General features: G+C 65.7%; 14 protein-coding genes. 4 read left to right on the top strand and 10 right to left on the bottom strand.

The genetic code is table 11. The features are described 5' to 3' along the window. The 9 genes from ATE70_RS21765 to ATE70_RS21725 form a co-directional block, all read right to left on the bottom strand. On the bottom strand, window positions 1–2010 hold the full coding sequence (locus tag ATE70_RS21765; protein WP_058539637.1) for a TonB-dependent receptor family protein: 2010 nt from the start codon (window positions 2008–2010) through the stop codon (window positions 1–3). A 69-nt stretch (window positions 2011–2079) separates the two neighbouring features. Next, window positions 2080–2472, bottom strand: coding sequence for a DUF2946 family protein (locus tag ATE70_RS21760; protein ID WP_058539636.1), 393 nt, complete (start codon window positions 2470–2472; stop codon window positions 2080–2082). 50 nt (window positions 2473–2522) lie between these two features. Further along, entirely contained in the window at window positions 2523–3692 is a 1170-nt protein-coding gene (locus ATE70_RS21755) for a sterol desaturase family protein (protein WP_058539635.1), read from the bottom strand. Window positions 3693–3850: 158 nt separating this feature from the next. Next, entirely contained in the window at window positions 3851–6046 is a 2196-nt protein-coding gene (ligA, locus tag ATE70_RS21750; protein ID WP_058539634.1) for an NAD-dependent DNA ligase LigA, read from the bottom strand. Next, window positions 6043–6441 (bottom strand): putative quinol monooxygenase, encoded by a 399-nt coding sequence (locus tag ATE70_RS21745; RefSeq protein ID WP_058539633.1) that lies wholly within the window; start codon window positions 6439–6441, stop codon window positions 6043–6045. Before ATE70_RS21745 ends, ligA begins: the two co-directional genes overlap by 4 nt. Further along, window positions 6438–7124 (bottom strand): GNAT family N-acetyltransferase, encoded by a 687-nt coding sequence (locus tag ATE70_RS21740; protein ID WP_058539632.1) that lies wholly within the window; start codon window positions 7122–7124, stop codon window positions 6438–6440. The genes ATE70_RS21745 and ATE70_RS21740 overlap by 4 nt, the downstream gene beginning before the upstream one ends. Continuing rightward, window positions 7121–8797, bottom strand: coding sequence for a DNA repair protein RecN (gene recN, locus ATE70_RS21735; protein WP_058539631.1), 1677 nt, complete (start codon window positions 8795–8797; stop codon window positions 7121–7123). The genes ATE70_RS21740 and recN overlap by 4 nt, the downstream gene beginning before the upstream one ends. A 47-nt stretch (window positions 8798–8844) precedes the next feature. Further along, on the bottom strand, window positions 8845–9639 hold the full coding sequence (locus tag ATE70_RS21730) for an outer membrane protein assembly factor BamD (protein ID WP_056368495.1): 795 nt from the start codon (window positions 9637–9639) through the stop codon (window positions 8845–8847). Between the two features lie 61 nt (window positions 9640–9700). Beyond that, window positions 9701–10399, bottom strand: a complete 699-nt coding sequence (locus ATE70_RS21725; RefSeq protein ID WP_058539697.1) for a peptidylprolyl isomerase — start codon at window positions 10397–10399, stop codon at window positions 9701–9703. A 130-nt stretch (window positions 10400–10529) separates the two neighbouring features. On the opposite strand from ATE70_RS21725, the gene ATE70_RS21720 reads away from it, so the two are divergent. From ATE70_RS21720 to ATE70_RS21705, 4 genes are all read left to right on the top strand, one after another. Further along, window positions 10530–11219, top strand: a complete 690-nt coding sequence (locus tag ATE70_RS21720) for a hypothetical protein (RefSeq protein ID WP_058539630.1) — start codon at window positions 10530–10532, stop codon at window positions 11217–11219. Window positions 11220–11268: 49 nt separating this feature from the next. Beyond that, window positions 11269–11649, top strand: a complete 381-nt coding sequence (locus ATE70_RS21715; RefSeq protein WP_058539629.1) for an ArsR/SmtB family transcription factor — start codon at window positions 11269–11271, stop codon at window positions 11647–11649. After that, the gene (locus ATE70_RS21710; protein ID WP_058539628.1) at window positions 11649–12182 is read left to right on the top strand and encodes an SRPBCC family protein; all 534 of its coding nucleotides are present in this window, start codon (window positions 11649–11651) and stop codon (window positions 12180–12182) included. Before ATE70_RS21715 ends, ATE70_RS21710 begins: the two co-directional genes overlap by 1 nt. 109 nt (window positions 12183–12291) lie before the next feature. Further along, window positions 12292–12753, top strand: coding sequence for a nucleoside deaminase (locus ATE70_RS21705; RefSeq protein WP_058539627.1), 462 nt, complete (start codon window positions 12292–12294; stop codon window positions 12751–12753). A 73-nt stretch (window positions 12754–12826) separates the two neighbouring features. Here ATE70_RS21705 and ATE70_RS21700 read toward each other — a convergent pair whose 3' ends face one another. After that, a complete protein-coding gene (locus ATE70_RS21700) occupies window positions 12827–13435 on the bottom strand; it encodes a class I SAM-dependent methyltransferase (RefSeq protein WP_058539626.1) in 609 nt (202 codons plus the stop codon). Window positions 13436–13473 lie beyond the last annotated feature (38 nt).

Here is a 13473-nt window from a genome sequence, read left to right as displayed (position 1 = left end):
TTAGAAGCGCGCGCGGATGCCCGCGGAGACCGCGCGGCGTTCGACGGGGTAATAGATCGCCGATGCGGGTGTGACGGCGATCGCCGCGCTGATATCGCCGATCGCCTTCTTGCCTGTGATGTTGCGGACGTCGACAAAGGCGTCGATGCCCTGCGCAATCGCCGCGCCGCCGGTGACGCCGAGCAGCGCATAGCCCGGGGTGCGGACCTGATTGCGGTAGTCGGCGAACGGTCCGTCGGGCACCCATTCGAGGTTCGGCGCGATGTGCAGCGCGTCGCTGCCGAGGCGGAGTTCGGCGCGGTAGACGTGTTTCGGCACGACCGGCAGACGGTTGTCGCCGAATTGCGCGTCACCCCGGAAACGGAAGTCGCTGTAGGTGTAGACCTGCCGCAGCCGCAGCCAGTCGGTCGGTGCCAGATCCAATCCGGCCTCCACGCCCTGGTGGAGCGTGCGGGCGGCGTTGAAGGTCGCGGCGGGGATGCTGGCGTTCGTCGTGAACTGGAGCAACTCGCCTTTCAGCGTCGAGCGGTAGACGGCGATATCCCAGCTCGCGAAACCACGCCTGCCGCGCGTGCCGATCTCGGCGGTCCATGCGCGCTGCGGGCGGATGTCCGAAACGACCGTGCTCGTCGGCGGGGTGCCGATCGTCTGGAACACTTCGCCGAAGCCGGGGAATTCGGCCGAGCGGCTGTAGTTGGCGAAGATCTGGATATCGGCGGCCGGCTCGAACAACAGGCCGACTTTGGGCGAGAAGGCGTCGAAGTCGATCCGGCCGTCGGTCGCCGGGCTGCTCGAAAAATTGACGGTCCGCTTGCGCCAGCCGTCGGCGTAGACGCCGCCCGCAATCAAGGTCAGCGCCTCGACCGGCCGCACGCGGACTTCGCCATAGAGCGTCGCGGTCTGCGCTTTCTGGTCGGCGTCGAAGGTCAGCACGCCGCGCCGCCCGCCGGTATTGACGAACTGGCGCGCATCGGTGCTGCCGCGGCGGATTTCCCCGCCCAGCGTGACTTCGACCGGGCCGGTCGCATAGTCGGCGCGGAAGAAGCCTCCCACATCGACCGACTTCTGGTCGATGAGCTGGAAGATCGGGTGGTGGAGCGACTTGGCGTTGACGAAGCCGCCGACGTCGAGGGTCAGAGCGCCCCAGTCGAAGCTTGTGCGGTTCTGGAGGCGCAGCGAGTCGATATCGCGCGCCTGATCGCCCGCGACCGCGCCAGCGTTGGCCTTGCGCGGGGTCGACAGAGCCTCCGCCATCGTCAGCGCGCCGGGAATTTCCTGCCGGATATGGTTGACGCTGGCGTAGAAGCGCGTGTTCACCACGTCGCTGAAACGCATTCCAACATTGCCTTGAAAGCGCAGGCTGCGGCGTTTCGCATGGTCGCGGTCGCCGTCCGACGTATCGGCGCTGATCGCGCCCCACGCATCGACGCGGTCGCTCGCGACGCCCGCCGAGACGAGGCCGCGCACGCTGTCGAAGCTGCCGACGTCGCCGCGCAGGTAAATCCCCTTCGCCGTGCGCCCCGTCGGGGTCACGCCGTTGATCGCGCCGCCGAGCGTGCCCGACCCGAAGCGCAGCGCATTGGCGCCGCGATAGACTTCGAGATGGTCGAAGAAGATCGGTTCGAGTTCCTGGAAATCGCCATTGTCGTCGGCGAGGTTGATCGGCACGCCGTCCTGGAGCAGCGTCAGCCCGCGCATGTGGAAGCCGCGCGACAGGCCCGAACCGCGGACCGATATGCGAACCTCCTGCCCGTAACGCGGCTGGAGATAAACGCCCGGTGAGAAAGCGAGCGTGTCGCGCAGGCTTACGACCGATTTGTCGGCATAGTCGTCGTATGACACGACGTCCGTGCCGCCCGGCGTGCGTGCGGCGCGCTCCTCGGCAGCGTCGGTGGCGGTCGGTGCGGTGACGATGATGGTCGAATCGACCTCTTCGGCACGGACGGGAGCGGCGACAAGACAGGTCGCAAGCGCCAGCAACGGCGCGGCCCCATGGGTACGGGTTTTCATAGATTTTCCTTCGCTGAATACAGTCATGGGCCGCGCCGCGCGAAAGCGCGGGCAGCCGATTGGTCTGGATCAGGCGAAGGCGGGTGGTCCGGTACTCGGCGGCAGCGGTGAGGCGATGCCCGGCGCGAAGCCGAGCGAGCGTGCCGCGACGGGGACGGGTTCGCCCGTGACTGGCGCGGCGGCGAGTACCGGCAGGTCGGGGACGATCGGCGCATTGGCGAGCGCGCCCCACGGGCAATGTTGCTGCGCTTCGCCCGCATTATGGTCGCCGGCTTTCTCGAGCGGGATCGTCATCGTGCCGCCGGGGTTGGCGGGATCCGAACAGATGCGCACGGTAATCGACCCGCCCGCATCGCTCTCGATCATCCAGCCCGGCGCGACGAGCACCCGCGCGGCGAGCGCGAGCAGCAGCGGCAAAAGCAGCAGGATGCCGGGACGGCGAAAGGCGGCGAGCAGGCTCACGCCCCGCGCCTTATGGCGCGCCCACGATGCTGGCAAGCGGACAGATTGCCCTACTCAGCCGGCGTTTCGTCGGTCTTCTTGCCCGTGCGCGTCCAGGGATAGAGGAACTGGCCCCAATAGCTGCGCGGCACATCTTCGGGGATGCCGTAATTTTCGGGCCAGCGGTCCTTGGGCAGGTGGAAGGTGCCGAACATCTTGTCGATCCACGGAAAGTGAATCGCGAAATTGACGTCGAACGCCTCGCGCTCGAGCCCATGGTGCCAGTGATGGAAACGCGGGGTCGCGATCCAGTGGCCCAGCCGGTTGAAATTGCCGCCGACATTGGCGTGGAGCAGCGACGACCAGACATAGACGAAGCCGATATAGGCCTGCATCACCGACGGCGCGAAACCCAAGGTGAAGAGCGGCAGCGAGGTGATCGAGCGCAAAAGGATGATCTCGACGAAATGCATCCGCGATCCCGCGAGCCAGTCCATCGATTTCGCGCTGTGGTGCACCGCATGGAAACCCCAGAGGAAGGGGTAGCGGTGGAAGGTGCGATGGAAGAAATATTGCGCCATGTCCGACGCGACGAGCACGATGGCGAACTGGACGATCCACGGCAGCGAGGCGACCCCGGCACGGAACGCCTCCCAGTTCGACGTATTCTCGTTGATGATCGTCGAGGGCGCGAGCGCGAGGAAGCCCAGAACCTGCACGAACATCGTGCTGACGAGATAATAGAAAAGATCCTCGCGCCATTCGATGCGGAACAGGCGCTGCGTCCGGCGATGCGGAAAGGCGCGCTCCAATGGCGCGAACATGAAGCCGGTGACGAGCAGGTTCACGACGAAGAAGTCGAGCCCGAAGAAAATGCCCCAGTCGCGCGTTTCCTGCGGCTGGACGTTCGCACCGCCGACGAGGATCGCGGCGAGCCCGATCATCAGCGCGGTGAGGCCGAGCGCCTTGCGCGGGCGGAGCAGCAGGCTGAGCAGCGAAAGGCCATAGCTCACGAGCAGGATCGCATGGACCAGCCCGCGAAAGCCGCCCCAATGCTTGATGATTTCAAGCTCGGGGGTCGCGAACCAGTCGGGGAAGCGCAGCGCGATTACCATGAAGAAGCCGGCGACCGCGAAGAGCAGCCCGAAGAAGCCCGAGAGCCAGCCGCTACCGAACCGCCGCACCTCGGTATGCGATTCGAGATCGCGCATCAGGTTCTGAAGATAATCACGCTTTGCCATGCGGCCCCCTCACAGCATTTCCGCCGCGCCGTCTGTGACAGCGCGCACCGTTTATCATCATCCCCTTGTTGTCATGCCGGGCTTGACCCGGCACCCGCCTTTACTCCTTCAAGAAAGGCAGGCCCCGGATCAAGTCCGGGGTGACGGAATGATATTACTTACCCTGCCGCGGCGACGATCGCCGCCCATTCAGCCTCGTCGATCACCCGGATGCCGAGCGCGCTCGCCTGCTTGAGCTTCGACCCCGCGCCGGGACCCGCGACGACAAGATCGGTCTTGGCGCTGACGCTGCCCGCGGCCTTGGCACCGAGCGCTTCGGCCTGCGCCTTGGCCTCATCGCGGCTCATTGTTTCGAGCTTGCCGGTGAAGACGACCGTCATTCCCGACACTTCGCTCTCGCGCGTCTCGACGACGTAAGGCGGCGGCGAGACTTCGGAGAGGAGGTCGTCCCATAGATCGCGGTTGTGGGGTTCGTGAAAGAAATCGGCGAGCGCTTCGGCGACGGCGGGGCCAATGCCGTCGGCGCGGACTTCGAGGATCGCCTTGAACGCCTCGACCTTGCGCGTCGTATATTTGCCGTCGGATTCGCCCTCGCCCTGCGGGTTCGCTTCGAGATAGGCGTGGATCTCCGCCGCCTTTTCGGGGAGCCGCGCGATATCGCCGAGTCCCTTGAGCAAATCGCGCGCGGTCACCGCGCCGACGTGACGGATGCCGAGTCCGAAGAGCAGCCGCGCGGCGTCGGGCGAGCGTTTCGCCTCGATCGCGGCGAAGAGATTGTCGACTGACTTTTCCTTCCACCCCTCGCGGCCGAGCAGTTCGGCGCGGTGGCTTTTTAGCCGGAAGATGTCGGCGGGACCCTTGTCGAGCCAGCCTAGCCGCAAGAATTCCTCGATGCTCTTTTCACCCAGCCCTTCGATGTCGAGCGCGCCGCGGCTGACGAAATGGCGCAGACGCTCGAACTTTTGCGCGGGACAGATCAACCCGCCGGTGCAGCGCACATCGACCTCGCCCTCTTCGGCGACCGCCTCGCTGCCGCAGCCGCCGAATTCAACGGGGCAATGGTCGGGGAACAGATAAGGCGCGCGCGCTTCGTCGCGGGTCAGATTCTCCACAACCTGCGGGATCACGTCGCCCGCGCGTTGGATGACGACGCGGTCGCCGGGGCGGACGCCGAGGCGGCCGATCTCGTCGCGGTTATGGAGCGTGACGTTCGAGACGACGACACCGCCGACGGTGACGGGGACGAGCCGCCCGACGGGGGTCAGCTTGCCGGTGCGGCCGACCTGGATGTCGATCGCTTCCAAGGTCGTCTGCGCGCGTTCGGCGGGGAATTTATGCGCGATGGCCCAGCGCGGCGCCTTGGCGACAAAGCCGAGGCGCGCCTGCCAGGCGAGGCTGTCGACCTTGTAGACGACGCCGTCGATGTCATAATCCAGGTCGGCGCGGCGGCGCTCGATCTCGGCATAATGCGCGAGGACTTCAGCCACTGATTCAAAACGTTTTAGCTCCGGCGATACCGGTATTCCTGCTTTCATAATCGCATTCATTACGCCGAACTGCGTGTCCGCCGGTAACATGCTTACCTCGCCCCAGCCATGGGCCAAGAATCGCAGCGGGCGCGAAGCCGTTACGTTGGCGTCCTTCTGACGGAGCGATCCTGCTGCAGCGTTACGAGGGTTAGCGAATTGACGTACCGTCGCTGGGTCGAACTCCTGTCCGCGCTGGTCAGCCAACGCCCTACCCTCGTTGAGCAGCCGCTCATTGAGTGCAGCGAAGTCCTCTTTCGCCATGTAGACTTCGCCACGGACCTCAAAGACCTCGGGAAATCCGAAAGCTTCTTCTCCCAACTCCTGCGGAATGTCGGCGATGTGGCGGACGTTCGCGGTCACATCCTCACCGACGCTACCGTCGCCGCGCGTCGCGGCCTGGACCAGCTTGCCCTTTTCATAGCGCAGCGAGCAGGAGAGGCCGTCGATCTTGTCCTCGGCAGTCATCGCGATCACGGCGTCGGCGCTAAGGTTGAGAAAGCGCCGCACGCGCGCGGCGAATTCCTCGACATCCTCGGCCGCAAAGGCGTTGTCGAGGCTCATCATCCGCTGCGCGTGCGTGACCTTGGCGAGCGGCGACGCCTCGACCGCGGCGCCGACCTGGCTGTTTGGGCTGTCGGCACGGATCAGCGCCGGGAAGGCGGCTTCGAGTTCGTTGTTACGGCGGACGAGCGCATCATAATCGGCGTCATCAATCTCCGGCGCATCCTCCGCATGATAGCGTTTGCTGTGATAGGCGATCTGCTTCGCCAGCCGCATCAATTCATTGGCGGCGTCGGCCTGCGACAGGGATTCGATTTCGGTCATGCACCGGCCTTTGCCACCGGCTTGAACTCGGCGCGAGTACCAAATCCGGCGATCAGCGGACGCCCCTTTTTGATCGCGTCCTGCACCGCGGGAAGCTTCAGCGAGGCGGCGTGCGCTTCCTTGCTGTCCCACAGCTCGACGATCCAGATCGCGTCGGGGTTCGCGCTGTCCTCGCCGATCAGATAGGCGATGTTGCCGGGCATTGTCCCGGTGCCTTCAGCCAGGATCGCGACGAGCGCGGCACGCTGGCCGGGCTGCGCCATCATCTGGCCGAGCAGGCCATATTGGGGATCGGCGTCTTCCATCTTGGCCTCCAGGGCGCGCAGTTTGGTGGCGGGGAGAAGCGCGGCCGCCATCGCGAGCATTGCGGCGAGATGCTGGCGGCGGTCCATCATTTCGCGATCGCCAGCACATGCACCTCTCGCCGGATACGAAAGCCGAGCGATTCATAGAGTGCGATCGCGCCCGCATTGTCGGCATAGCTGTGCAGGAACGGCTGTTCACCACGCGCGACCATTTCGCGCATGACGTGGCCGATCAGCGCGCGCGCAAGCCCGCGGCCGCGGCAATCCTCCCACGTCGCGACACCGCTGACCTCGGCCATGCCGGGAACCAATATGCGTTGCCCCGCCATTGCGAGCAGCCGGCCGTTTTCGCGGATTCCGAAGAAGGGGCCGTAGCGATGCGTCTTCGGACCCCATGGTCCGGGCTTCGCATGCCCGGCGAGCGACGCCATTTCGGGGGCATCATCGTCGCCGAGCGCGATGATCGCGGGCTCGCCTTCGCGCGGTGGTGGCGGCGCGCCCTCGGCGACCATCTGCGCCAGCACCGCGCGCTTCACTTCGCGCGTGCCGGGAGGGACCGGCCACGGCTCGCCCTCGACGATCCAGATTTCGCCTTCATCGGGGACGAGTGCGGCGAGCGCGGCAAGCGCCGCGGCGCCGGTGTCGGGAGCGGCGCCGAAGACGCCATAGCCGCGGTCGATCCGCACTGCGGCGCCATCGCCCTCGGCGAGATGCGCCTGCCGCCCGGTAAGCATGCTCCAGACGGGCCGGTCGAGCGGATGCGGCGCAGTCATACCGCGGTCTCCAGCAGCCTCTCGGCCTGCGCGCGCGCCTCGGCCGTGACTTCGGCGCCCGAGAGCATGCGCGCGATTTCTTCGCGGCGGCCGGCTTCGTCGAGCGCGTGGACGCTGGTGCGGGTGACAATGCCCTGGCTCGACTTGGCGATGATGAAATGCGCGGCGCCTTTCGCGGCGACCTGCGGGCTGTGCGTCACCGCGAGCAATTGCTTGCCCGCGCCCGCAAGGCGCGCGAGCCGTTCGCCGATCGCCGAAGCAACCGCGCCGCCGACGCCGCGGTCGATTTCGTCGAAGATGATCGTGTCGGCGCCGCCCTCCTCGGCAAGCGCGACTTTGAGCGCGAGGATGAAGCGCGAGAGTTCGCCGCCCGATGCGATCTTGGCGAGCGGCGCGAAGGGCGCGCCGGGGTTGGTCGAGATCAGATATTCGACGCGGTCCATGCCCTCGGGCCCCCAGCGCTCGGCAGGCAGGCGTTCGACGAGCGTCTGGAAGCGCGCGGCGTCGAGTTTCAGCGGCACAAGTTCGCCCGCGACCGCGGCGTCGAGGCGGGTCGCGGCCCTGCTCCGCTGGTCGGACAGCGCGGTCCCGGCGTGGGTATAAGCCGCGGCGGTTTCGGCGACCGCGGCTTCGAGCTTCGCCAGCCCGGCGCTGCCGCCTTCGATCGCGTCGAGCCGCGCGGCGAGCGTCCCGGTGAGTTCGGCAAGTTCGTCGGGCTGGACATTGTGCTTGCGCGCCATCGCGCGGAGTTCGAACAGCCGCGTCTCGGTCGCCTCGAGCCGTTCGGGATCATATTCCATCGCGCGCGCGACTTCGTGGAGCTTGCTCTCGGCCTCGTCGGCCTCGATGATCGCGCGGTCGAGCCCCGCGAGCGCCTCGGCGAGCAACGGATGGTCGCCCGCGAGCCGGTCGAGCCGCCGCGCCGCGCCGCGGAGTTGCGCGGGGCCGCTGTCGCTGCCCTCGAACGTCTCCATGATCGCGCCGAGATCGCCGGCGACCTTTTCGCCCTTTTGCATCGTGGCGCGCGCTTCGGAGAGTTCGGCATCCTCGCCGGATTGGGGCGCGAGCGTCTGCAATTCGGCGACGCAATGCTCGAGCCATTCGCGGTCGCGTTCGGCCTCGGAAATTGCCGTGCGTGCGGCAGCGAGTTTGTCCTCGGCGGCGCGCCATGCGGCATGGGCGGCGGCAACGCCGCGGGTATCGGCGCGCGCATAGGCGTCGAGCAGCGCGCGGTGCCCCGCGGGGGCGAGCAGGCCGCGGTCGTCGTGCTGGCCGTGAATTTCGACGAGATAGGTGCCGACCTCGCGCAACAGCGCCGCCGAACAGGGCTGGTCATTGAGGAAGGCGCGGCTGCCGCCGTCGGCCTTCAATGTGCGGCGGATCAGCAAGGGTTCGCCGGTTTCCAGCGCAATCTCATTCTCGGCGAGCAGCGCCGCGAGCTTCGTCCCCGGCGCCGGCGCGACAAAACTCGCCGTCACCTGCGCCTTGTCGGTGCCCTGGCGTACGAGCGCATTATCGGCGCGTGCGCCGAGCGCGAGGCCCAGCGCGTCGAGCAGGATCGACTTGCCCGCCCCCGTCTCGCCGGTCAGCACGCCCAGCCCGGCCTCGAAATCGAGGTCGAGGTCGAGCCGTTCGATCAGGACGATATTGGCGATGGATAAAGCGGTTAGCACGAGCTGTCCTTACCGCAGAACAAAGGCAGAATCTATTCCCGGCGCGATCAGGCGCTCGGCGCGTTCTTCTGCATCAGCTTGTAGGCGCGCGCATACCATTCGTTGCCCGGATAGTTGGCACCGAGCACCGCGGCCGACTTTTTCGCCTCGGTGGGGATGCCAAGCGCGAGATAGCATTCGGTCAGGCGATAGAGCGCCTCGGGCGCGTGGCTGGTCGTCTGATATTTGTCGACGACCTCGCGGAAACGGATCGATGCGGCGAGCCAGTTCGAGCTGCGCTGGTAGAAACGGCCGATTTCCATTTCCTTGCCCGCGAGATGGTCCTGCACCAGGTCGACCTTGAGCCGCGCGTCCGACGCATAGCGGCTGTCGGGATAGCGACGGATCACTTCGCCGAGCGCGTTCTGCGCCTGCTGCGTGATCTTCTGGTCGCGGGTAACGTCGCTAATCTGCTCATAATAGCTGAGCGCGATCAGATAATAGGCGTAGGCCGCGTCCTTGTTGCCCGGATGGATCGCGAGGAAGCGCTGCGCGGCCTCGATCGCCGGGGTATATTCGCGGTCCATATAATAGCTGAACGAGCTCATCAGCTGCGCGCGGCGCGCCCACGGCGAATAGGGGTGCTGGCGCTCGACCTCGTCGAACAGCGCCGCGGCGAGGCCATATTGCCGGCGGTCGAGCCGGTCCTGCGCCGCGCGGTACAGCGTGTTGACGTCGCGCGCGACGTAGCGCGTGTCCTTCTTCACATTGCCGCCCCCGGCACAGGCCGCCAGCATGGGAGTAATCGCAAGTGCGGCGGCGAGCAGGCGCAGGGTCGCGCGCGAAGGGGCATGTTGAGTCATGCGCGCGGTATAGCCACAGCGCGGATGAACGCAAAATAAATGATAGGGGTCCGGCGCAGCTTTACGGCGCTTTGACGACACACCCTTGCGGAGCGCCGACCGGCGTCGGGACGCGCCGCGCGGTCTTGATCGTCACCTGGGGTTCGAGCATCTGGCCGACCATCACGCCCTCGCCCGCGGTCGGCGAGATCGGGGCGTTGAAGATCGCCTCGGCGACGTCGGCGCCGCCGACGATCTCGCCGAACACCGCGAAACCCGCGCCGTCGCCGCCGGGTGCATCGGCGTTGAAGCCCTTGATATCGGACAAGAGCAGGAAGAAATCGCTCGTCGCATCGCCGGGGTTGAGCCGCGCCATCGACAGCGCGCCCTTGCAGTTGGTCAGCCCCGTCTTCGTGGTCGGCTCGTGCGCGATCGGCGGAAAATTCTTGCGCGCATCGCCGCGGTTGCCCGCCTGCACCAGCTGGTTCGCCGGACCCCAGCTTTTGGTCGAACGATAAAATTTGAACCCGTCCATCCGCTTCGCATCGACATAGCGGAGGAAATTGGTGGCGGTGATCGGCGCGCGCTTGTTTTCGATCCGCACGGTGATCGTCCCGAGATCGGTGGCGAGCGCGACATAGGGCCGCGTATCCGCCTCGACAACGGGCGTGACGGGCGCGGGAATCGGCGGCAGCGTAGCCGGCGGCAATTGCGTCGCCTGCGGCGGAGCGGGGGTCGATTGGGCGGCGAGCGCGAGCGCGGAAAGGAGCGTGGTCAGCATGGCACCGATCATAAACGCAATGCACCGGTCGATGCGAGCGGTTTCAGAATGGTTGCCGGCAACAGGGCCGATTGGAAAAATCAGCAAGCCGGTCTAGGCATGCGCCCCCAGGCAACGAAAGAGGATAGTGATGAGCGAAACGTCGAGCCGCGACACCACACCCGAACCTGCCGTGTCCGCGCCCGACGCCGCGGCCATCGGATCGCGCTTCCTGCGCTATTTGCCGTTCATCACGATCGCGCATTTCCTCATCGGCCTGCCCGCGCTGATCGCCTCGCTCGCGCTCGCCTATTTCGCCTTCGTTCAGGCCGACGCGACGCAGAAGATGCAGAGCGGCGGGGTGATGCCGTTCGTCACCTTCGGGACAAGCAATGGGGACAAGGACGGCAATCAGGATATCGCGCTGTCGCTGACGAACAATGGCGTTGGCCCCGCGATCCTCGGTCCCATCGAAATCCGCTATGAAGGCAAGCCGATCACCACCCCGATCGACTTGCTCACAGCATGCTGCACCGGGGAAACACAGGCACGCGCCGTGCGCTTTTCCACCTCGCCTTCGACCGGGATCGCCGTGCGGCCCGGCGAGACGATCGAATTCGTCAGCCTGCCGCGCACCCCCGCATCCGAGAAGATCTGGCAGACGTTCAACAAGGAGCGGTGGAAGCTCAAGGTCCGCGCCTGCTATTGCTCGATCTTCAACGATTGCTGGGTCACCGAAGGCATGCAGGGATTGCCGAAGGCGGTGAACAAATGCCCCGCCAACTGGTCGCTCTATCGCGAGGACGCACGAAACCGGATCGCCGGGGCCAACGCGAAATAATTCAACCAATCGGTTGACAATAAAATCGAGTCGATCAATATTCAACCCCATGGTTGAACATGATTCGCACACACTCGATGCAATCTTCCACGCGCTGGGCGATGCGACGCGCCGGGCGATGCTGGGCGAACTCGCCGCCGGCGAACGGACGGTCGGCGAGCTGGCCGAGCCCTTCACGATGTCGCTCGCCGCGGCATCGAAGCATATCAAGGTGCTGGAAAGTGCCGGGATGGTCCGCCGCGACGTGCGCGGGCGCACCCATGTCTGCAGCCTCGACCCGGTGCCGCTGATGAGCGCCGACCAGTGGCTTGGCATGTACCGCCGCTTCTGGACCGACCGGCTCGATACGCTCGAACGGCTGCTGCGTGCCGAAGATGCCGTCCCCCCTCCCCCCAAGAAGCCCCTCCCCGGGAAAGAAGGAGAAAAGTGATGACGACGATGCTGACCCACGACAATTACGGCGTGCTCACCGAGCCCGCGACGCTGACGATCGAGCGCCTGCTCCCCGGCCCGATCGAGCGCGTCTGGTCGTACCTGACCGATGGCGAACTGCGCCGCCGGTGGCTCGCCGCGGGCGCGATGGAGCAGATGATCGGTGCACCGGTCGAACTCGTCTGGCGCAACGACGAACTCACCGACCCGCCGGGCGCGCGTCCCGAGGGCTTTGGCGACGAGCACCGCATGACGTGCGAAGTCGAGGCGATCGACGCCCCGCGCCTGCTGGCGATGAGCTGGGGCAGCACGGGCGGCGTGACTTTCACCCTCACGGAAAAGGGCGATGAAGTGCTGCTCACGATCGTCCACAGCCGTGTCGAGGATCCGTCGGTGCTGCTCAACGTCAGCGCGGGCTGGCACAGCCATGTCGATGTGCTCGAAGCCCGGCTGCGCGGTACGACGCCGGTGCCGCACTGGGACAATTTTGCGCAGCTGCGCGGCGTTTATGCCGAGCGCCTGTTCGACTGACGCCAGAATTGGGCCGAACCCCCGAAAGAACAGGCTGTCTGGATGGACAGCCGACCAAGGATCGTGGCATTTTCCGACGCGAAGACAAGCCGACGGGAATGCCACGATAATGGAAAACACCGAAGAATATCTGCGCGAAGCGATCGCGCTCGCCTATGCCAATGCAGAAAAGGGCGGCCGGCCGTTTGGCGCGGTGATCGTCCGTGACGGGCGGATCATCGCCAAGGCCGTCAACGAAATATCGGCGACCGGCGATCCGACCTCGCATGCGGAGCTCAATGCCATCCGGCTCGCGAGCAAGTCGCTGAGCGCCGACCTCAGCGGCTGCGCGGTCTTCGCGAGCGGCCATCCCTGCCCAATGTGCATGGCGGCGATGCGCCTCACGGGAATCAACGCCGTGACCTATGCCTATTCGAACGAGGACGGCGCCCCCTACGGCCTGTCGACGGCGGCGATCTACGACGATCTGGCCAAGCCGTTTTCGCAGCAGTCGATGGAAATCCGGCACCTGCCCGTCCGGCTGACCGGCAGACCCGATCTCTATGCGGGCTGGCGGCAGCGGCAGGGCTGATCAACGCAGGGCGATACGCCGACGACGGCTTGCGACCGGAATACGCCAATCAACGCTGCGGCGAAGCGCTCCGTTAGCGGACCTTCCCGAAAGCAAGCCAAGTCCAAGAAACCCCCATGACCTGATTGCCCCTTTGAATGGAGTGGGCGTGCTGCCTGCGTAGAAGGTGCAGCCCACAAGCATATGCCATTTCGATTGTCAGGTCGGGCGACACCGGAAATACCCTGCGACCTTTGGCGCCGGGGCCGTGTCGAAGCGACATGATGAGGATTCCGTTCGGTGCGATCATAGTCGCAAGGCGAGCTATGGCGATTGCCCGATCTGCGTCGGGAAGGTGCTGCCACACGGCGCACAAGGTCACGAGATCGAACGAGGCACCGGCCGGCACTGCGCCGAGATATGGCAAGCGATCATCCAGCCACTTGATATTTGCGGCGGGGTGAAGCTTCTTGCCCGCCTCGCGAAGTTCACGCACCGGTTCGATAGCGAGTATGTCGTGTCCCTTGGCGGCCAACCATGCTGCGTCGCGCCCCGTTCCGGCTCCAATATCCGCAATCTTAATGCTGCGATCTGGGAGTAAATCGATGACGTGCTCGTATATGCTTTCCGGCGACAGCCCTTCATATGCGGCAATAAAGTCCGCGGTGGCAACGGCGGCGTATCCTTCCAGAACATCCTGCATTGGTCTTCCACGAATGACTGGAAATCGACGGTATACCT

Source organism: Sphingopyxis sp. H053, from assembly GCF_001468225.1.
Classification (GTDB): domain Bacteria; phylum Pseudomonadota; class Alphaproteobacteria; order Sphingomonadales; family Sphingomonadaceae; genus Sphingopyxis.
The sequence above is the reverse complement of the archived record's forward strand: the minus strand, read 5'-3'. Positions and strand labels throughout refer to the sequence as shown.

What these genes read in the sequence shown, in the direction of transcription:
- ATE70_RS21765 (WP_058539637.1), bottom strand. Translation starts at nt 2,010, where the DNA reads ATGAAAACCCGTACCCATGGGGCCGCGCCGTTGCTGGCGCTTGCGACC.
- ATE70_RS21755 (WP_058539635.1), bottom strand. Translation starts at nt 3,692, where the DNA reads ATGGCAAAGCGTGATTATCTTCAGAACCTGATGCGCGATCTCGAATCG.
- ligA (WP_058539634.1), bottom strand. Translation starts at nt 6,046, where the DNA reads ATGACCGAAATCGAATCCCTGTCGCAGGCCGACGCCGCCAATGAATTG.
- ATE70_RS21745 (WP_058539633.1), bottom strand. Translation starts at nt 6,441, where the DNA reads ATGATGGACCGCCGCCAGCATCTCGCCGCAATGCTCGCGATGGCGGCC.
- ATE70_RS21740 (WP_058539632.1), bottom strand. Translation starts at nt 7,124, where the DNA reads ATGACTGCGCCGCATCCGCTCGACCGGCCCGTCTGGAGCATGCTTACC.
- ATE70_RS21730 (WP_056368495.1), bottom strand. Translation starts at nt 9,639, where the DNA reads ATGACTCAACATGCCCCTTCGCGCGCGACCCTGCGCCTGCTCGCCGCC.
- ATE70_RS21725 (WP_058539697.1), bottom strand. Translation starts at nt 10,399, where the DNA reads ATGCTGACCACGCTCCTTTCCGCGCTCGCGCTCGCCGCCCAATCGACC.
- ATE70_RS21720 (WP_058539630.1), top strand. Translation starts at nt 10,530, where the DNA reads ATGAGCGAAACGTCGAGCCGCGACACCACACCCGAACCTGCCGTGTCC.
- ATE70_RS21715 (WP_058539629.1), top strand. Translation starts at nt 11,269, where the DNA reads ATGGTTGAACATGATTCGCACACACTCGATGCAATCTTCCACGCGCTG.
- ATE70_RS21710 (WP_058539628.1), top strand. Translation starts at nt 11,649, where the DNA reads ATGACGACGATGCTGACCCACGACAATTACGGCGTGCTCACCGAGCCC.
- ATE70_RS21705 (WP_058539627.1), top strand. Translation starts at nt 12,292, where the DNA reads ATGGAAAACACCGAAGAATATCTGCGCGAAGCGATCGCGCTCGCCTAT.
- ATE70_RS21700 (WP_058539626.1), bottom strand. Translation starts at nt 13,435, where the DNA reads ATGCAGGATGTTCTGGAAGGATACGCCGCCGTTGCCACCGCGGACTTT.